Consider the following 19846-nt stretch of genomic DNA (forward strand, 5'->3'; position numbering starts at 1 on the left):
ACAAAAAGAGGGGTTTTTCTGTTTGTGTGGGTAAGGGTTTTTGTTTTTTTGTTTGTTTTATAGTTATTTAAATTTTGTGTAAGCCTGTTCTTAGTAATATTGTGGTGGCAAGATATCGACACAAAAAGCTTAGTTCTTTCCTTAATGAACTAGGTTTTTTGTTTTTCCCCTCACTTTTATCTGCCTCATGTTTGTTTTTTGCATGCTTGTTTTCTAAAAGAATGAGGGGTGTGGTGTCTTTTTGTTCTTTAGGAAGATAAAAAGAGATGGAAAAAACAATATGAATCATTCTCATAGAGAATTTCGAGTAGGTAGAGGTGTGTTGAAAAACCCGTGGCTTGTTGTGCTATCGGTTGTTTTTCTTGTTGCTGCTCTTGTTCCGTTTTCGACTCGTGTGTTGTTGACTGCGACTGCGCAAGAAGCCGCCCCTGTTGTTGATGCACAGGTTTCTACCGTTGATGCTACCGGTAGTGATGGTGTTGATAACCTAGGTGGGCAAACACCACAGGATGCACAAGTAGTATCTCACCAGGTGGAAGAGACTCCGGTAGAAGAGTCTTCTTTGCTTGAGCAGGTTATCACTGCTGTGAAAGGTGCTCTAGGCATAGAAGAAAACGCTGGGGAAGACATTCCTGTTGTTGGGCAGGACTTGGTTGAGCCTGCGCCTGCACAACATGACGAAAACCTCCCAGTGCCCGCGGAATCTGAAGGCCTGGCAAGTTTCACGGTGTACAAACGCGCCGTTATCAAAAAAGATGAGGCTGGAAATTCCCCGAACGTGCTGATATCGGCGGATAAAGAATTTAATTTCAATTGGGAATGCATTGATCCAGATAACACAAAGCACACCGGTACTCTTGAAATTCCAAATAATACCCAGCGAACAACTAATGATATTCCTGTGGGTTCAAAGTGTACTGTCACCGAGGATGTTGAATCAGCATATATTAAGGGGTTCCATAATGACCTGGTTGTATATGCTTTGGGTAACACCAGCAACATCAAACAGACTGGCCTATACACGGTAGAGTTCACTCTTAAATCCGAGGATGAATTTAAGTTCATTGCTCAAAATGAGTACACTCTCGCTCCTGAAGAAGAACTAGGTCAGTTCACCTTAGAAAAGAAGGTTGAAGGTGTTGATACCCAAAAAGAATTTGAGTTCACCTGGAAATGCGTCGACAACAATGGGGAAGTCACCGAAGGCGTTAAAAAGCTGCAAGCCGGTAAGAAAGTCGTAGTAGAAAACCTACCTCTGGAATCTTCCTGCACGGTGTCCGAAAAGGATCCGACTATTGAAGGTTATAGTCATGAATTAACCTGGTCAACCAATGGCGAGAAAAGCCCAGATGGTTCTGATTTCACGGTCACTCCGCGTAAAAAAGATGCAAAAGAACTTACTCTTACCGCAACGAACTTTTATAGCAAGGTTGCACAGCCAAGTTTTATGGTCTTTAAACCAGTTTTAGTTAAAGATGACAAAGGTAACCAAGACTATCTGGCAACCCAAAAACTCGTTGAGAAACTAAAGCAAGAAAACAAGAAATTCACCTTCACGTGGGAATGCACCACACCAGATAAGAAAAAGCACAATGGAACCTTCGATCTGGAAGCTAATGGTCGTTTCAATAGTGAGAATTTCCCGCTCAACACTGAGTGTACTGTGACTGAGGATAAAAACAGTGCACAGGTTCCTGGTTTTGCGCATCAGTTTGCTGCTCACTATCTCGGTAACCCTGAGAACCTGAAACTTATCGGTGAATCTCAGGTGCAATTCACTTTGAAGCAAAATGAGAAGTTTAATTTCATTGCTCAAAATGAATATACTGCTAAGTCTGCGATTGGTGAGTTCATTTTAAAGAAGGAAGTTAAAGGCACAAAGACCGAAGAGAAGTTTGATTTCAGCTGGCAGTGCTATAGCAGTGATAACAAGTTAGTTGCTGGTGGTAGTACTTTGCTTAAAGACGGGGAAACTTTTACAGTTCCTGATCTTCCATTAGATTCCCAGTGCCGTGTAAAAGAGAAGAACTCAAATATTGAGGGCTTTACCCATTCTCTTCAATGGTTTACTAATGATGAGGAAAAAGCAGCCGAAAACGGTGCAGTTGTTATTAGCCCACGTGATAAGGAAAGCGAAAAACCACTTGTAGTCAAGGCTGTTAATACCTACACCAAGGATGATAAGCCGGCACCAACGACTACTTCGTCTTCTGCTGCGCCAACAACAACTACTACGTCTTCGTCGACAACACGTCCAGCACCAACAACCTCGGCAACGTCAAGTGTGACACCAACAACGTCTACGTCTTCGTCGGTAAAGCCTACAACGTCTGCTTCTAGCACCTCGTCATCAAAGCCAACCACAACGACCTCATCTACTGAGCCGATTGTTCCAACCACAACATCTAAGTTCCCGCCGATTATTCCAATCCCGATTCCTATTCCGGTTCCTCCGGCACCATTCCCACCAGCACCAGCACCGGCACCAGCACCGGCACCAGCACCGGTGCCTGCTCCGAATGGTGGAAACAATAGCCCTGCCCCAGGCGTGACCACCGCACCACACCACGGTGGCAACAATACTGCCCAGCCACAGCAAAACAGTGGCAAGAACACCACTGCTGCTGCCCCTAGCCAAACGAATAAGGGTAAAGGGTTAGCTAATACTGGTGCTTCTGTCATCTGGTTAGTACTTGTAGCGGTTCTTCTTGCTGTAGTCGGTGGGTTCATTACTTACCGTGGTCGCGCAAATAAGAAGGACTAATTCTTAGTTAATACCCACGTAGCATAAGCTAGCTACGAATCTTTTTGAAGCCCTCTTCACTTGTTATAAACAAAAGTGAAGAGGGCTTCATCTTTTTAGATACACCATTTAATATTGCGACAATGAGCTTCAACTAGCATGAACCAGTCAGTCACTAAACAATCCTCACCTATGTGAAAACCAAAAGTGCTGATTACTTTTTTAACAGCTACCACCCACTCACTACATTCTTGCTGCCAAAGTTACCTCATGGTGAGCAATAGTGAATTACCTTGTTACCGCCACCGGTTTATTAACCACTGATCGTGAGTACTAGTAATAAGAGTGTCTAGCCACGAAAATAATGCCTTTTAAAGCTTCCAGAGCAGCCAAATCAAGCTAGTTAGTAAGGTTCGTCGATAAGCACAAAAAGACGTATGAAAAGAGATAATCCTCTGAAATCTGCAGACACTGTTTGGAAAACATTCACTAGGTATTTCAATATACATGTCACACAATCGTGGTACTGATGCTAGTACAGCGCTAACCCTGCACTAGTGCTTTATCCTGAAAATGTGAACCGCTCAGAAGTTATCACACTTATCCATCACCGTTTTGGGGCGCCTCAAGACGCACCATTTTCCACTTATCCAGAGCACTTTGTATTTCGCGTACCTGGTGGTAAATGGTTTGCGTTACTTCTGCGTATCGAAGACAACAAGATCGGTGGCACAACCACAGAACTTGTCGATGTTCTTATCACCAAAAACGATCCTGATCGTATCGCCATGCTGCTTACCCACCCCGCGCATGCGCCGGCTTATCATATAAACAAAACTCACTGGATAAGTACCCGCATTGATATGTGTGAACCAGTAGACATAGAAGAACTCTTGGTAGATAGCTACGATGCTGTGGCACATAGCTAAGCGCATGTAATACTCACGCGGGAGTTTTTGCCTGCGTCGCATCCGGTACGGTGACTGCGGCAACCAAAGTAGAAATTGGCACTGCCAAGGTCAATGCGAGCGCACCAATGCCAGAACGTAGTAACTCGGTAGCCATAACGTCGCTAGTTAAAGTCTGTAGTACCGAACGTTGTGCTACGGAAACCAGCAATAACGTGGGCAAAAAAGCACCGGTATAAGTTAAGGCCAAGGTGTACACCATCGACGAAATATGATCGCGGCCAACCTTCATTGCACCAATAAACAACCGCAGTGGTGTTGCTTGAGGATCAAGCTCATAGAGTTCTTTAATCGTCGATGCCTGCGAGATGGTGACGTCATTGAGCACACCTAGACAACCAATAATGAACCCACACAATAACAAACCCGAAATACTTACCTCAGGTAAATACAGCAAGATTTTTAGGTTTGCTTCCTCGCCTAAGCCACGCAAACTGGTTGAAGAAATAGCAACACTAGTCAAAATAGCTGCGATAACAAGTGCAACCAACGTACCGGCAAGAGCAGATGCCGACTTCCAATTAAAACCGTGGACAATAAAAACCACCACGAAAAGGATTGCCGAACCGGTTACTACTGCCAACAATACTGCGTGTCCACCGGTTAATAGCGCAGGCAATAAGAATGCGGCGATAAAACCTAAAGTAATGACTAAGCCGATAATGGCACGTACTCCACGCCAAGCAGCAAAAACAATAATGCCTAGGGCAATAACAATGCCCCATACGGTTAGCGAAAGCCCACGATCATAATCGGCAAAAGTATAGGTGCTACTACCATCTGAGTTCTCTAACACCCCTAGGCGCAGTTTTTCATCCATGGCAAAAACCGGTTCACCAGGTTGCCCAGTACTTGATAATAAAGTACGCTGACCAGCGTCTTTTCCAGTGGTTATCTCCACTGTAGCCAATTGGCAACTATGCTCACCAGTTGCTGGTGTATACATGGGGCTATCGCGGAATACTTTACCCACGGCATCATTAGCACACGCGCCGTCGACAAGTGCTACTACTTTGCCGCCCACTTGCACCTGATTGAGCGAGGAGGTCGTGACAAAATCCTCAGCAATATTAACCACGTCTTTATGTGGCCACAACATGGCAATACCGGCGATAGTCAGCATGGCTGCCAGGGCTAAAAACCCAGCCAATAATCGACGCCACAAATTCCACGCAGATGAAGGAGCTGCTGTAGCGTGACGTCCCATGAAATGCCTCTCTGGTTTGTATTGCTCTTGCTAACGAGCAAAAAATAAAGACCAAAAAGTTTCACCACCGCACACAGTATCGAGCTTGATAAACCTGGCGAGCTGACCTAGCCGGGTTAACTTATCTCATTGCGTAGCACCAGTTGGTTTTTAGCAGGCTAGTGCAGGTGGTGAAACGTTTCTTTTCTTACCTTAGCTTCTTACACACAAGGCTCGGGGTACTTTGTATGTAATTTCATAGCAAAAAATATTTACTAGAAAACTCACAAACATTTTTAAAATGGCAAGCGAATGTTAAACCGCGCCAGTAGATCAACAAGCTGTTGACGAAGCGGGCCAGCAATAACCGCAAGCAAGCCACCAATTACTGCTAGCGTACCAATAATAACGGAACCAGTTGAGCTACCTGGTAGCTTCGGGTTTTGCGGATCAGTGGAACCGTCGATAGTTACTGGTAAGGAAATATGAGTACCACCATCAGTAGTCACTACTAGTTGTTGTTGACCAGTTAAACCAGCCGGAATAGCCAACTCAACCGTTGCGGTTCCAGCCTCACCATAACCAGGAGCACCCAAAGTAGGATTAATCGGTGCTTCCACCTTTGCCTCACCCAAGCTCACCGTAACCATCGAAGAGTCATCGCCTTGAGTGTACTTCAATGAAGCAAGATCAAGGGTAATCTTTTCGCCAGCTTTCCAGCTTCCCCGAGGGGTAATCGCAATATTAGACTGACCAGCACGACCTTGAAGGTTCTTATGTTCTTTGAGGTAGTCAATAAAAGCCTGCACATCAACATAACCAGTCTGAGCTAACGGGGTTCCTTGAGAAAGCGCAGTAAAAGAATCACCTCCACCAAGAAGGAAAGTAGCACCGGCAACAACATATTCTTTATTCATATCCAAAGGTTCGCCGTCGATAGTAACCGAGGTAATCCGATCACCCTGGCTACGAGCAGGATCATAGGTGTAGCTGACATTATCTGATACCCCCAGGCTCAGCACTGGACGCGATTCGGCATCGCCTTTCCACTGCTGTTCAAGGGCTTCTTTAAATTTTGCGCCACTAAGCTTGGTGTAGGTGATGTCATTACCAAACGGCTGCACCGCAAATGCCTTCGCATAGGTAATATCGCCTTTTTCTAAATCGGCACGCACACCACCAGCGTTCATCACACCAATATTTGCTTTCGCACCTGTGTTTTGAGTGATTGCCCACTTCGCCGCATCGGCTAAGAGGTTGTTAAGCTGTGATTCCACGCCACGGTTGGTACCAGAATCACCACCCTCGTTCTTACCCCGGTAGAAGGACACTTGAGAATGGGAAACTACCTCATTACCTTTTGCTTCCACTTGCGGGCGAGCTTCATCAATGATTTTTTGAATAGCAGCATTAGGAGTGGTGCACTTCTTAATTTCCTCCGCTTCAATAACCTGTGCCTCATCAATAGTCAGCTTCTTAGTCGCTGCATCAAAGGTCAGGTTAACATCAGCGAGCGCGCGACCATACTCACCGGCCTGCATAATCAGAGGTTGCTTACCTGGTTGCGCCTGAATTACTTGATGAGTATGCCCCGCAAAAACAATATCGACGTTTTCACTCCAGGTTTCAACACCGGTTAATCCTTCATGGATCAAACTGACAATAACATCTGCCTTATTGGATTTTTTCAGCTCGTCGGCAAGCTCATTGGTACGGATAATAGGGTTAGTAAAAGTGATTCCCTTTACCGCATCACCAGCAACCAGATCATCAGTGGTATCGGTAACCGTGCCAATAAAGGCCACTTTTACCCCACTGAAATCTTCGATGTAATAATCCTTCAGACCATCTCCAAGACCAGTAACATTTGCACCCAAGGTAACAAAATTCGACTCTGGGATAATACGGGTTTTAACATCATCCGCGCCCTTATCAAATTCATGATTACCTAGCGCAGAAACGCGTACTCCCATGGCATTAAAAATGTCGATAGTTGGTTTATCGTTTAGTACCGCAGAGAAAAATGGCGTACCACCAACATTATCTCCCGAGGAAGTAATAATGGTAGGTAAACCGTCAGCAGCCTTATCAAGAGCACATTTCAAAGCTATTGCGCCAGGATCTTTATCATTGGCTTCAATGTGACCGTGAAAATCGGTGATATTGGTGATGTTGAATTTTCTTTCCGCTGTCCGCTTTGCTTCCTGTGCAGACAAAGCAGGGGTCATGCTTGTCGCCAGAGCAACACTGGCAACAAAGGCGATCAAACTTCTGGACATAGTCTTCCTTAATGAATAATCGACAATAACGACAATAAAAGGCAACAAAATATAGTGCGGCGTGCGGCAAAAGCATGCTGCATCATACTTTTCTCAGAGTAATGTTTTTACACGGAGAAAATAAGGTTTTTTAGGGTTTACAACATCTTTGAACTAAGAAAAAATTCACATCACACAGTAGATACTAGTGAGATTTTGCCCAATAATTTCACTAATTTTTAAGCCCACTCACCCGCGTTGAGCTGCAAAAATGACCATTTTCATGAAATTAATCATAGAAGTAAAGCAATAATTGGTTTGCACCAATGGTTTAGACCTGTGTAAGGTTTAATCATCGCTAATAAATTAAGATGACCATCTTTGACTCTCGCAGTAGGTCCCGGTCTTCTTGTTACTACTGCTCTATACGGAAAGGGGCGCACGCATTATGACTATGACATTTGGTTTTAACACCAAGAAGCTCTCCAACCGTTGGGGGCAACTTTTTGCGACAAATCTAGTAGAAAACACTGCGGAAGATCCTTTCCACAGTGCCACGCTAACCAACGATGGCGAATCAACCGAAGCATTGCATGCTTTTATGCAGCGCACCATCGCAAAGCACTGCGCTAAAAACGGCGCATTCAGCGACCAACGTGGCAAAAAATCCAGCAGCAAGCGCCCTAACGACAGCATTCCAGGGATCCTCTTTATCTCTGAAGACAATGCTGGTCGATCTCAGCTTGCTTCTGCGATTGCGCGTCACCTAGGTGGCAATAATGTCTTTGTGAAATCAGTCGGTATGGTTCCCGCCGCTGAGGTTAGCCCAATCATTGTGCAGGTTCTACAAGAACGCGGAATCGACACACAAAACCTTTTCCCCAAGGCTGCCAACCCACATGCTTTTAATAAAGCCGATCAGGTTGTCATACTGGGAAACCTGAACTTCGAGGAACTCGAAGATATCGCCGCTCGCCACTGGATAATCGACGAGATTAACGACGATATTGACCATGCCCGCATGGTCGCAGACAGCATTGAAACAAAGATTCGCACTCTTTTTGGTTCCATGGGAATTACCCCAACGCCAGGAAAATGCGCTCCTGAGTTCATGGCTGCCTAACATAGATAGTTAAATCTGAATAAATGAAAGTTGGTACAGACACACAGTCTGTCCGAAAAAGTTCACACCCATAGTGAACACCTGCGTCTTATCGACGCCACCCTCGTTGCACTTTCATTTCCTTCAGTATTTTTTTAACCCTCACACTTGTAAACACCCCTGCTTCTACCTCACGGAAAAAGAAGCAGGGGTGTTTTCCATTGAACCGAATTAAAAACAGGCGTCGATAAGCATGGTGCTTGTCGACGCCTGTTTGAAACTTCTTAACTCATTAGGAACACCGCACGATTGGCTGCGGGTTATACACCGTGGTCTGGGTTTCGCGGCTAATCTCTGCTCCCGACAGGTTGCGGATAATGCGGGTATCACTGGTGGTAAAGCCCTGTGCACCACCCGATGGCGTACAATTTGCATCACTGACTGTTATCGGACGTGGCGAAGTATATGCCCAACGTCCACCATTAATCGACTCCACATTAACTGTTTTAACCCCCAAAAGCTGCACTGTGACGCTACCACCACCTGCCGAGGCAACAATACGCACCGGATACTGAGAGGTATTACGGAATTGCAAATCAATTGCGCCCTCATACACAGTTGCTTCCCGGCCTGCTGGATAACGCGAAATGTAGTAACTGTGCGCAGTATGTGCCACATCTTCCATACCGGCAAAATAAGCGGCATTGTACAAAGTGGTTGCAAACTGAGAAATTCCGCCACCAACCGCAGTATCAGAACGGCCATTAAGAATGACCCCAGACTCCACATATCCCTGTGCTACCCCACGTGGTCCGGTGTAACCGTTGAGCGAGAAAGTATCTCCTGGCGCAACAATGGCCCCATTGACTGTAGCTGCAACTTTGGCAATATTAATCCCGGATGCTGCCGAATAACCAGAGGTAGTAAATTCTCCCACCACCTCATCGAAGGTGGCAGTTTGTGCCTGCTCAGTAGTAAAAGTTGCTGGTTCATCAATATAGACAGCATCAAAAGTTCGCTCACCACTGCCAATAACCCGGTGAGAAAAATCAGCCAACGTAACCGGCCAATCAATTTTCACACCATCAGCATGCGGAGTAATTGATTTTCCACCACCGACAAAAGAAATCTGAGCATTACGCTTTGCTACCTCAGTACTGCTTAGGGTCTCACTTAAAATAGCCTGCGCACGATCCGGATCAACATTCGTGCGGAAGTGATCGCCCTCAGGGACAAAAGTAACCACTTCCCCCATACGATCAACCGGAATAACCCCGGTCACCCCATCACGGCCAGTAACTGTAATCGGAGCCGATAATGCCTGCTTAGCATCACCTTTAGCTACCTTATCCAATGCCTTTTCATCTAAAGCCGGCGTGGTAATCGACGCATTAATCTTTAACTCTTTGGTGGCAGCCGCATCTGAGTTAACCTCAGCTGCCGAATTTGTCCGCATGGCAGGACTGCTCGTACTCAGCCATTGTTTAAGAAAAGTATTTTCTAACTCACTACGAGAAATGGTTTGTCCATTAACCGGCTGCGGATCAATAACTACTTCACCACCGCCAAGGTGAATACCACCATCGCTGCTTTGTCTAGTCAAAGCAGCCTCAGCCTCATTAATTGCATCAGCAAACTGCTGTTGTTGGGTATCAACTACCGGAGTTACCTCATAGGGGCTAAAAAAGCTGGTAATCCGAGTAATAGGGTTCAAGGGTTGCTCACCAGCGGCAGCAACCGTGGCCGCATAATCAATACTGATACCTGCATCAGCAGGAACAATCTGGGTACGTAACTCACCTGCTGCCACCGTCACTGGATAAGAGGTGACATCATGAAGAGAAGTACTCAGTACATCAATTGCTTCAGCATGAGAAAGTCCACCGATTTCTACACCACCGACAGCAGCACCGCGGGGCACGGCATCCTTATTGAGAAAATAGTCCGCCCCATAGGCGCCACCAATAATCACGGTTAATCCAAGAAGCACTCCACCAGCAAACTTGGCGACGTTGTTCTTCTTAGAAGAATTCTTCTCTAACTGAGCACTCACCCTAACTAATGTACTGGATAAGCCAACGATTGCAGCAATTCTTTTTGCCACATTCTACCTCTTCTTAGACCAGTGCCACTAACATAATGCCTGGTTAACCTACTGCACAGCGCAACGAAGTCTCAACAGAAGATAGATGATCTTAGGTAGTACCACTTAAGCTAGCTGGTTGCCGTCGCTGCGCGTACCCGGTGCACTGACTGCGCAAATTGCCGATAAGGATACACACCCGATTCAACATCACGAACAACTGCGTCGATAGCCTCGCTCAGTCCTACCGTCGAAATCCATAATGCCCGATCCGCACCAGCAATTAAGGAAGCAGAAACCGCTTCCGGAAGACTCATCCGATCAGACATCGCCTTCATTCCGGAAAGATCATCAGTATAAACAACCCCAGAAAAAGGCACTCCGCCTGTTACTTGCCCACTGCGCAGCACACTATACACTGCTGGGTTAATACTGGCAGGTAGCTCACCAAGATCTGGAACCACCAGATGACCAACCATGACCGCCGCATTATTAAACTCAGCAAGCCGGTGGTAAACAAGCAGATCATGTTGTTGTAATTCTGCTAACGGTGGGGTTATCGCCTGACCAAGATGGGTGTCACCACTAGCACGCCCATGGCCGGGAAAATGCTTAAAAACAGGGGTCACATTAGCGTCGATAAGCCCCTGGGCAAAGGCCACAGCATAATCGGCGGCACGATATGGATCAGCGGAAAATGCACGATCACCTACAACTTCCAGGCCGGCACCATCGAGATCAACAACTGGCGCAAAATCCACCGTGATACCGCGTGCAGCCAAAGATGAGCCCATGTTCTGCGCTAAAGCACGCACCTGCTCTACTGACATAGTGGCTGCCATCTGCCCCGGCGCGGGATAGTAGCCCAAGATATCAGCAAACCGCAGTACCCGGCCACCCTCGAAATCAATGCTCACATCAAAATCACGCCCTATCGCAGCGCGCAAAGCCGCAATATCTCTTCCGGGTGTAGTGAGTAGCTCAGGGTTAGTTGTTGATGACAGAAAAATACCGCCCACACCCTGTTGCAATGCCCACAAAGCATCGTCATAATCGCGGACACCCACCATCATCAAGTTTGCCGCTGCTAATCGAAGATCCCCCACTGGTTGAAGTATCGGTGCAATACGCGCTGCTTGTGGAAGTGCTGTGGGTGCGGAACTACCTGTTGGACTGGTAGAGGTAGCAGATGTGTTGTCTAAGACCTCGCTGGCTAAGTTATGTTCTGCTTTATTGTCTGTCTTCGTATCTGAATCGGGATTTACTGCGCAAGCTGTACACAGCGCAACGAACAAAGCAATGCTTATAGCGGTGCCAGTAACCGTGCTAATACCCTTGCCCAGGGTAGAAAATGAAGAAAACATAACTTCTTCTAGTTAATCAGCTTTTTTAATTATGCAACATACTACCTGCTAGATAAGGCTCTTATCGGATTGTATTGGCATAAGCCAGCGTTCAAGCTCTGCTATTAAGCTCTGCTATTGTTGATACCCATGGCGTACACATCCGATTCCTTAACCAAGCGCAGCATTGGCCCGGCACTGGCCAGCGCCGCAGTAGGCATTGCTTTAGGAATCGTTGCTGTTGCAGGAGTTAATCAACTCTCTGATAACAACACTGTTCCCGCTTCCAGCGCAGTCAATGCCGATGAGGCTCGCCTTGGCGATCCCGAATACGGATCCCGGAACTAACCCACCGGGGATAGGCGGCAATAATGACGCCACGAAAAACACCACAGAAAATAGGTACTGAAATAGCTACTGCGCCACAAAAAGTGCTGCCAACTGTGTCCTCTCTGTCGTCTGTACTGTCTGTGTTACGAACTGCATCAAAAAGTATGTGGTTAAAAAAAATTATGCCGCTCGCACCACATCTTTTTGGTTGGGTATGCGCCCTTATTCTTTGTTTTAGTCAACCGTGGGGGCTCACCGCTGCTGATACCAAACTTGATCTTGCGGTTAATCCGCTTAAATTTCTTAGCGGCGCGCTCGTGGCGTGGACTGATACCTTTACTATGGGCCAACTACAAAACCAGGCTTATGGTTATCTCTTTCCGCAGGGACTATTTTTTCTACTCACCGATGGCCTTCCCGATTGGGTAGCACAACGGCTGTGGTGGACACTAGTTATTGGGGTAGGATACTCCGGTTTTTACCTACTTATTCAGCGCATTCTTTTTAAGAGTGCTGGCCTAAGCAGTGCTGGCCTAAGCACTGTGAAAACTAGCAGTAATGGTTTTGTAACAGCATGCGCAGTGCTTGGTGCACTTGGCTATGTTTTATCACCACGTGTGCTCACCACTTTGACCGCTATTTCATCAGAAACCTGGCCGATGATGGTCGCCCCCTGGATACTAGCGCCTTTTATCCGCCCGAGTGTTACTGATCCTGCACGTGGGAAAAATAGCGCTGTAGGAGACGTCGAAAAGCAAAAAAAACAACCACTAACTAAACTTCCCATACGCACTATTGCACTATCGGTATGTGCCGTGGGAATGCTCGGAGCGGTTAATGCCACAGCCTCACTGGCGGCGTGTGTACCAGCGGGATTGTATTTGTTGTACCGCCGTCACTTTAAGGTGCTTGCTGGCTGGTTATGTGGTTGTGCATTAGTAAGCATGTGGTGGATTGTCCCACTGTTGGTTTTGGGGCATTATTCGGTTAATTTCACTGATTATATTGAATCAGCAGGCGTGACAACACACTGGCTTAGCCTGCCAGAAATTCTTCGGGGTACAACAAGCTGGTTACCCTTTGTTGATGGGGAACGCCAGGCAGGAACGCTTTTAGTCAGTCAACCCATTTTTGTGTTTTTCACACTAATGGTAGCTGCTGCAGGGTTAATTGGTTTGCGCTCTATCTGTGCCCACAATCATTTTTGGTTATTCCTTTTTGGGGTTGGCCTTAGTGTGCTCGGTGGGGCGCACTTAGCAACGGATTTTCTCAATGGTTCTGGTGCTGCCCTACGAAATGTGCATAAATTTGATCTGCTCATTCGCATGCCCTTAATGCTTGGAATTGCTGCATTGCCTGCTTCGCTAGGAGTTTTCTCTACGCAATCAGAAGTAGCTGCTAATCGAGGAAGAGAAAGTACCAAGATAGCGGGGATAGCTCAGACAGTCTCGGTGAGCAAAGCAAACGCTACTACAAATAGAATCACTAGCAGGCGTCTAGCTGGCACACTACTGGTTGCGCTATGTATGATCGGTGCGAGTGCTCCCGCATGGTCAACACGGTTGTTACCAATTGGGGCATATGAACGCATCCCTGATTATTGGGTCGAAGCGGCTGAATTTATTAATACCCATGCCCAAAAAACACGCACACTTATCCTGCCGCAGGCATCTTTTGCCCGGCAAGAATGGGGAACCACCCGTGACGAACCAGCACAGGCACTTCTAGAAGTACCGTGGGCAGTTCGTGATGCAATACCACTTGTTGATGGTGATATGATCCGCAGCTTAAGCATGACTTCGAAACATCCTACCCAGGCACAATTAGAACGCCTAGGAATTGGTGTGGTCATTGTTCGCCATGACCTAATAAATACAAAGGCCGACGTCGATACGCTACTACCGGAAGCGGATTTTCCTCATCGCGAAATTCACCGATTTGGCCAACTCGACGTGGTAGTACTTGATACCGAACGTGGGATGCTTATTAGTGCAGAAGACCCAGTGCCGGTAGCTGGTGGTGGCGAAGTGCTTAGCTTACTTGGTCCGGGCATGTACCAGCTTGTGGATGCACATGCGCAGATTGTTACTGATACCCCAATGCTTACTGCGCGTAACTACGGTGCAATTGATTCTGTTTCTGCTCCGTTGGCTACTCCTGCGGAGGGCGCAGATGTGCTTAATCCGGTGCTCGACTATCAATCAGCCGGGCCATTAACTGTGGTTTCTACTTTTGGGCAGGTACAAGCGAGTTCTTCGGCTGCCGATGCGACCAACTTTGGTGGTGCGCAGGCAGAACATTCTCTAACTGCCAGCGTCGATGGTGATAAGACCACTGCTTGGTATCCCCAATTAGGCCGTAGCCAAGGTGAATGGTTATCGCTAACAATTGAAAATGCGGCGGGGACAGATATAAGCAGTATGAGTGACAGTACCAGCGAAGCTGAGCTGCAGCAGGCGCATCAAGATAATCAGGCGCGGTATCTCAATCTGCTGACCGAAGGATCCGATGCCGAATTCACTTTTGAAGTCGATGACGCACGGATTACTCGCCATATCACCGCCGGAGAAGAAACACGCATTCGGTTACCGGGTCAAGGAAAGAGCGTACGCATTATTGTAGGAACCCATAATCGAGTTGGCATTGCCGAAGCACACATCGAAGGCGCTGACATTTCACGGATAGTTACTGTTGCCAATACTTCTGCGGATGTGCGTCAGTTTCTCTTCCAGCGTCTTTATAGCACTACCGACACAATTATTCGCCGCTTTACTGCGCCTCGTGAGATGAGAGTTAACATCGAGACCTCGGCGTGTTCACAAGAAGTGCTTATCGACGGCACCTCCTACCGATGTGGTGACCAAGTGACACTTACGTCAGGCGTACACGAATTGCGTACCGATAGCCGCTGGGTTTCGCTTACCGAAAATGACTACTCGGCCAGTGGCGCAGAAACCATGCCATTTACTGGCTATGTTACTGCTTTAGATAAAAAACAAACGATCATTACTAATCGCGCTGTTAACCCTGGGTTGCGTGGTTTTATTGGCGAAACGCAGCTTCAAGCCACCACTATTAATTCTGGTGTGCAAGGCTTTATTGTTCCAGCGGGAATTTCCGGAGAGTTTCGTATGAGCTTCGCTGGCGATCATATCTACCGGCTCGGTTTATTTATTGGTGGCATATTGTGGCTCGGCACAATGCTTAGCTGCCTGCTGCTCATCCGTCAACGCAGCCGAATGAGTAGCCCCAGTGTTAATAACGCGGCTAGTACTACTGCTTCTACTTCCACGTCTTATAGCGGATATCTGGCATGGTTAACAGTTACACTTGGTTTAGGGGTGAGCACTGGCTGGTTAGCACTACCGATTATGGCTATCACCTGGGCAGTCAGACGCTGGACTTTCTTCCGTGCTTCCTGGATTATCGGAGTACTTATGGCTTTAGCCGCACTCTGGGTTATGCGCGCCCCCTGGCCGCACAGCGGTTACGATAATGCTATTTACCTAGCAAGTCTTGCTTGTGTGGGCGCAGTAACCGCAGTGGTATTGCGTCGATAAGCAAGACTTAGACAAAGGTACTATCGGAGTTTTAATACAACGCCGAGCGCACGTTTTCCCACGCACCAGGAAGCGCATCGGCAAACATTGGCCAGTCGTGAATACCGCCATCTTGATACACAACGGTGACATTATCGGTAATGCCATGCTGTTTTAATGATGCTTCCAAGCGACGAGTGGAATTCAATGTAGCGCGCTCCATTACTACCATGCCAGGGATTTCGTAGAGCTCACGGCTATCTGCAAAACGCTCCAGATCTAGTGGACGCACCGAACCAGTGGCATTAAAAAGATACAACTTCGTTTTTTTCAATCCACTCGGATCCACACTGAGATCATGCCGATGCCATTCAGGCGAACCATATGGCCCCCACACATTATCTAGTTCCGCACCAGTCCATTCCACTGCAATCTCGGTGAACTTCCGACTCATAGAATCAAGGGTGGTATAGCAACCAGAAAGCCCAAACGTGGCATCAAAAACCCCTGGATTCAACGCAGAAGTACGCACAGCACCACCTGCACCCATCGATAAGCCACCAATTGCCCGCTTTCCATTGGTATGCAAACCTGCCGCCGAGGACTCCATTACCTGTGGTAATTCCTGACCCAGGAAGGTTTCCCACTGGGCAACACCTTGTACTGGATCGACATTTTGCCAGTTAGTGTACAAAGAACCACCAGCTTGCGTAGGCATCACCACAATGACATTCTTATCCGCAAAATATTCCTGGATGCGCCCCAAGCGGATCCACCCAGAAATCTTTGGCGCGGACATTCCATCGAGCATGTACAAAATCGGTGCTGGTTTAGAAGGATCCGGTGGCAGCATTACCTGCACAGAAACATTTCTTTGCATCGAAGGCGACGCAATCGACCACCGCTGCATCCGCTGATACTGCGGTTCATCCTCTTTAGCAACTATCGACACCTGCTTAATTGATGGATCTGTTGGCAAAGGAAAATCTAGATCCCGGGTACCAAAAAGATTCTTTGGTAATAAATGATCCGCATTTAACCGGTACAGCAAGTCAAGATTAGCTTGTAGAGAATCTAATTCTAGAACCGGAAGATTAGAGGCTGCGCCTACAGCTTGTTCAGCACCATCACGAATAAGCGCACTGATATCACTAGAAAGCGAACCTGGATTGACCGAGCCTAGTAGAGACGCATCTGAAGCTGCTGAACCTGGCACTATCGAACCTGGTGCAGCTGGCGGCGCAGCTAAAGTTTGAGCCTGCACATGAGCCTGGCCAACCGGGGACAAACTCGTAATGAGCACACAGCTACTTAGTACAGCGATAATCCGACGAGATCTAAAACCAGGCAAAAAACAAGGCATGGACAAAATGACTTCCTAGTGTGAGGACTTCCCAGGGGAATGGCTTCCCAGGGGGCGGGAAATAACTTTTTCAGTCTAAGAATAGATGCTGCTCTTCTAAAAATTTTAATTATTCAAACGCTTATCCCACAGTGCTTAAAAACCAGATCCCCCCTGGTGGGGCAGTTTGCCATGGTAGGCCAGATACTAATAAACAACTTATTTGCTCAACTTAACTACCGTTTAGTTACCGATTAGCCACCGTGCAAAGGTGTCCTACAAAAGCAAATATACTATGTGAAACAGGTCATAAAAATTAGCTACTGGTGTCCGAATGAAATAGATCAGCATAAAAATATGCAGCAAACACCTCCCCCTTTGCCACAGAGAACCTGAAGGTAATTCGCAATCAGTAATGCATTTTTACCCTATTTTTGGTGGTTTTAAAATGAAAAAAACCCGACCTTAATGGGTTTTATAGGTGAATATTCTCACTCCCACTATTGAAAAGCCCTAGATGACACATTTCTTTTGAAAAAAATGCATCTTAACTGCAAATAAGTCACGGTAACTTAGGGAATATATTCCTTACTTATATAAGGCAAAACTAGTTAATAGCCGGCAGGCAAATATTACTAGCACTATTTTTATCACCACTAGCTTAATGATTGGAGCAGCTATGCTCACTGCTGATCCCAATTCTTCACAGAACAGCGCCGACACCAGCGCTATAGATATTGTGGAAACATCACCACTATCGGCTATCCCGGTTGGAAAAAAATGTGTACTCACCGAGGTTGAAGACGCCGAATTGTCGCACGATATGCGCCGTCGTATGGCTGAGCTTGGTTTACGAGCCGGCGCAGAGTTAACCGTATGTCAAAAAACTGCTGGCGGCGGACGAGTGATCAAGATTAGCAATACTCGCTACGCCATCGACAAAAACACATCCACCCATATCATCGTTACTCCTGGTGTTTTCCTATGACCACTAAAATTCCAACAACTTCCTGCCACTGTGAATCCCATGGCGGTGCCGTAGCACCTCAAGGAACGCCCGTTATTGCTTTAATTGGTGCTCCTAATGCGGGAAAATCTACTCTTTTTAATGCTCTTACCGGGGCAAAGGCTCGAATGGGCAACTGGCCAGGCACAACTGTGGAAGTCAGCCGCGGTGCATGGCGTGATAGTAAAACTGAAACCATTTTTGACGTCATTGATTTCCCCGGCGCGTATTCACTTGACCCATTAAGCCCCGATGAAGAACTCACCCGACAACTAATCATTGACTGCGAAGAAAAAGACCGCCCCGACCTGGTGATGATCGCCGTCGATGCATCAAGTATTTCACGCAGCTTATACCTGGTTGCACAGCTTGCCGAACAAGCTCACCGCTTGGTTTTAGTACTGACGAAAACCGATATCGCTGCACTTAATGGTGAAACTTTTGATACCAAAGCATTATCGGAATATATTCAAGCACCAGTCATCGCCATTGATCCGCGCCACCGGGAGAACCTCACCGGTTTAGCCGAGATAATAAGTAAAGAACTTACTCAGCCACAGATTATTCGTCGCACAGTACACAGCACCGATGAATTTGAACTAGCCGATAAGCGCTTCCAATGGATCGAGGAAGGTGTCAAACACACCACTACCAGCAAACGCCAGGCTACCACTACCCTCACTGAGCGTATCGACACCGTCGCCCTGCACCCATTCTTTGGCCCACTGTTGTTTTTGGCGGTAATGTGGCTCGTCTTCCAGATCACCACCACAGTCGCTGCCCCACTCCAAGACGGACTCGAAGGATTTTTTACCGGACCACTCACTGATTGGACTACCGTAGCTCTTGAAGCACTAGGGCTTACCCATCCGGTTTTCTCTGGATTACTTATCGACGGTTTCATTAACGGCGTAGGCATGGTGCTAACCTTTGCTCCACTTATGGCGTTGATGTTTTTATGTCTCGCGGTGCTAGAAGATTCTGGCTATATGGCACGCGCTGCTGTAGTTACTGACCGAGTGATGAAAGCCATTGGCCTTCCCGGAAAGGCTTTTATCCCACTGATTGTGGGATTCGGATGCAATGTTCCAGCAATTTCTGCTACTCGCGTCCTAGGGCAAAAACGTCAACGACTCCTGACTGCCCTGCTTATTCCGTTTACTTCCTGCTCTGCACGACTCACTGTCTATCTCATGCTTGCAGCTACCTTCTTCCCTGATAACGCTGGCACTGTTTTGTTTGCCATGTACATGATTTCAATTGGACTGGTCGTGCTCGTTGGTTTGCTCATGAAGCACACTCTTTGGCGACGAATGGGCGCAGAACCACTAGTTATCGACCTACCCATATACCAACTTCCTGGTTTGCGGTTAGCACTCTCAGTAATGTGGATTCGACTACGCGGCTTTTTACAAACTGCTGGCGGTATTATTGTTGCCACCGTAGTTGTTGTGTTTGTACTCCAATCCACCCCAGTAGTAAGCGGATATGGCTTTGCCGATGAAGACCTTGCCTTCGAAGACACCGCCTATGGACGTATGTCTGAAGCTGTTGCTCCAGTATTTGCTCCTGCTGGCTTTGGCTCCGGTGAAATCGCTGGCACCCTTGTTACTGGCTTCGTAGCTAAAGAAGCAGTTATCTCTACCTGGGCGCAAACATATAGTTTGGCCGATGTCACCGATGAAGATCCAGAAGAACAAGGCCAATCAGAACTTGCCCAAGCGGTCCGTGCTGACTTCAATCAAGCCTCCGGTGGACATGCTATTGCAGCAGTCTGGGCATTTATGGTCTTCCTACTCGCTTACACCCCATGTGTAGCGACACTTGCAGCGCAAAAGCGAGAAATCGGAACTAAATGGATGCTTTACGGTGTTGTCATCCAGCTAGCTACCGCGTGGTTGCTGGCAGTAGGTATCTTTAACCTGCTCAAAATTTGGTGGTAAAAC

At 47.1% G+C, this 19846-nt stretch carries 13 protein-coding genes; 7 read left to right on the top strand and 6 right to left on the bottom strand.

The window, feature by feature from the left end:
• Window positions 1–67: 67 nt before the first annotated feature.
• Window positions 68–289, bottom strand: a complete 222-nt coding sequence (locus UL82_RS11200; protein ID WP_148668914.1) for a hypothetical protein — start codon at window positions 287–289, stop codon at window positions 68–70.
• Here UL82_RS11200 and UL82_RS11105 point away from each other — a divergent pair.
• Window positions 281–2764 (top strand): DUF5979 domain-containing protein, encoded by a 2484-nt coding sequence (locus UL82_RS11105; RefSeq protein WP_126363910.1) that lies wholly within the window; start codon window positions 281–283, stop codon window positions 2762–2764. The two genes, UL82_RS11200 and UL82_RS11105, sit on opposite strands and share 9 nt — an antisense overlap.
• Before the next feature lie 554 nt (window positions 2765–3318).
• Window positions 3319–3672, top strand: coding sequence for an MmcQ/YjbR family DNA-binding protein (locus UL82_RS09555; protein ID WP_046441505.1), 354 nt, complete (start codon window positions 3319–3321; stop codon window positions 3670–3672).
• Between the two features lie 13 nt (window positions 3673–3685).
• Here UL82_RS09555 and UL82_RS09560 read toward each other — a convergent pair whose 3' ends face one another.
• Entirely contained in the window at window positions 3686–4918 is a 1233-nt protein-coding gene (locus UL82_RS09560) for a YibE/F family protein (protein WP_046440675.1), read from the bottom strand.
• Window positions 4919–5193: 275 nt separating this feature from the next.
• Complete coding sequence (locus UL82_RS09565; RefSeq protein WP_046440676.1) at window positions 5194–7176, bottom strand: bifunctional metallophosphatase/5'-nucleotidase; 1983 nt, start codon at window positions 7174–7176, stop codon at window positions 5194–5196.
• Between the two features lie 427 nt (window positions 7177–7603).
• Between UL82_RS09565 and UL82_RS09570 the strand changes: the two genes are divergently transcribed.
• Window positions 7604–8278, top strand: a complete 675-nt coding sequence (locus tag UL82_RS09570; RefSeq protein ID WP_046440678.1) for an arsenate-mycothiol transferase ArsC — start codon at window positions 7604–7606, stop codon at window positions 8276–8278.
• 271 nt (window positions 8279–8549) lie between these two features.
• On the opposite strand, the gene UL82_RS09575 is transcribed toward UL82_RS09570, so the two are convergent.
• Together UL82_RS09575 and UL82_RS09580 are read right to left on the bottom strand one after the other, a co-directional pair.
• A complete protein-coding gene (locus UL82_RS09575) occupies window positions 8550–10361 on the bottom strand; it encodes a VanW family protein (protein WP_407921678.1) in 1812 nt (603 codons plus the stop codon).
• A 110-nt stretch (window positions 10362–10471) separates the two neighbouring features.
• A complete protein-coding gene (locus UL82_RS09580; RefSeq protein ID WP_083966471.1) occupies window positions 10472–11704 on the bottom strand; it encodes a glycoside hydrolase family 3 N-terminal domain-containing protein in 1233 nt (410 codons plus the stop codon).
• A gap of 129 nt (window positions 11705–11833) precedes the next feature.
• Between UL82_RS09580 and UL82_RS09585 the strand changes: the two genes are divergently transcribed.
• Together UL82_RS09585 and UL82_RS09590 are read left to right on the top strand one after the other, a co-directional pair.
• Window positions 11834–12031 (top strand): DUF2613 domain-containing protein, encoded by a 198-nt coding sequence (locus UL82_RS09585; protein ID WP_046440680.1) that lies wholly within the window; start codon window positions 11834–11836, stop codon window positions 12029–12031.
• 164 nt (window positions 12032–12195) lie between these two features.
• Complete coding sequence (locus UL82_RS09590; protein ID WP_158407836.1) at window positions 12196–15573, top strand: alpha-(1->3)-arabinofuranosyltransferase domain-containing protein; 3378 nt, start codon at window positions 12196–12198, stop codon at window positions 15571–15573.
• Window positions 15574–15604: 31 nt separating this feature from the next.
• Here UL82_RS09590 and UL82_RS09595 read toward each other — a convergent pair whose 3' ends face one another.
• Entirely contained in the window at window positions 15605–16915 is a 1311-nt protein-coding gene (locus UL82_RS09595; protein WP_052735955.1) for an alpha/beta hydrolase, read from the bottom strand.
• 643 nt (window positions 16916–17558) lie between these two features.
• Here UL82_RS09595 and UL82_RS09605 point away from each other — a divergent pair.
• Both UL82_RS09605 and feoB read left to right on the top strand, forming a co-directional pair.
• Entirely contained in the window at window positions 17559–17882 is a 324-nt protein-coding gene (locus tag UL82_RS09605) for a FeoA family protein (protein ID WP_052735956.1), read from the top strand.
• Window positions 17879–19843 carry a ferrous iron transport protein B gene (feoB, locus tag UL82_RS09610; RefSeq protein WP_046440684.1) on the top strand — a complete coding sequence of 655 codons (1965 nt, stop codon included), beginning with the start codon at window positions 17879–17881 and terminating at the stop codon, window positions 19841–19843. The genes UL82_RS09605 and feoB overlap by 4 nt, the downstream gene beginning before the upstream one ends.
• Window positions 19844–19846 lie beyond the last annotated feature (3 nt).

Source organism: Corynebacterium kutscheri (genome assembly GCF_000980835.1).
GTDB classification, from domain to species: domain Bacteria; phylum Actinomycetota; class Actinomycetes; order Mycobacteriales; family Mycobacteriaceae; genus Corynebacterium; species Corynebacterium kutscheri.

Excerpts from the sequence above, each read along its gene's own strand:
- UL82_RS11105 (WP_126363910.1), top strand. The coding sequence starts at position 281 with ATGAATCATTCTCATAGAGAATTTCGAGTAGGTAGAGGTGTGTTGAAA.
- UL82_RS11200 (WP_148668914.1), bottom strand. The coding sequence starts at position 289 with ATGATTCATATTGTTTTTTCCATCTCTTTTTATCTTCCTAAAGAACAA.
- UL82_RS09560 (WP_046440675.1), bottom strand. The coding sequence starts at position 4,918 with ATGGGACGTCACGCTACAGCAGCTCCTTCATCTGCGTGGAATTTGTGG.
- UL82_RS09565 (WP_046440676.1), bottom strand. The coding sequence starts at position 7,176 with ATGTCCAGAAGTTTGATCGCCTTTGTTGCCAGTGTTGCTCTGGCGACA.
- UL82_RS09570 (WP_046440678.1), top strand. The coding sequence starts at position 7,604 with ATGACTATGACATTTGGTTTTAACACCAAGAAGCTCTCCAACCGTTGG.
- UL82_RS09580 (WP_083966471.1), bottom strand. The coding sequence starts at position 11,704 with ATGTTTTCTTCATTTTCTACCCTGGGCAAGGGTATTAGCACGGTTACT.
- UL82_RS09585 (WP_046440680.1), top strand. The coding sequence starts at position 11,834 with ATGGCGTACACATCCGATTCCTTAACCAAGCGCAGCATTGGCCCGGCA.
- UL82_RS09590 (WP_158407836.1), top strand. The coding sequence starts at position 12,196 with ATGCCGCTCGCACCACATCTTTTTGGTTGGGTATGCGCCCTTATTCTT.
- UL82_RS09595 (WP_052735955.1), bottom strand. The coding sequence starts at position 16,915 with ATGCCTTGTTTTTTGCCTGGTTTTAGATCTCGTCGGATTATCGCTGTA.
- UL82_RS09605 (WP_052735956.1), top strand. The coding sequence starts at position 17,559 with ATGATTGGAGCAGCTATGCTCACTGCTGATCCCAATTCTTCACAGAAC.
- feoB (WP_046440684.1), top strand. The coding sequence starts at position 17,879 with ATGACCACTAAAATTCCAACAACTTCCTGCCACTGTGAATCCCATGGC.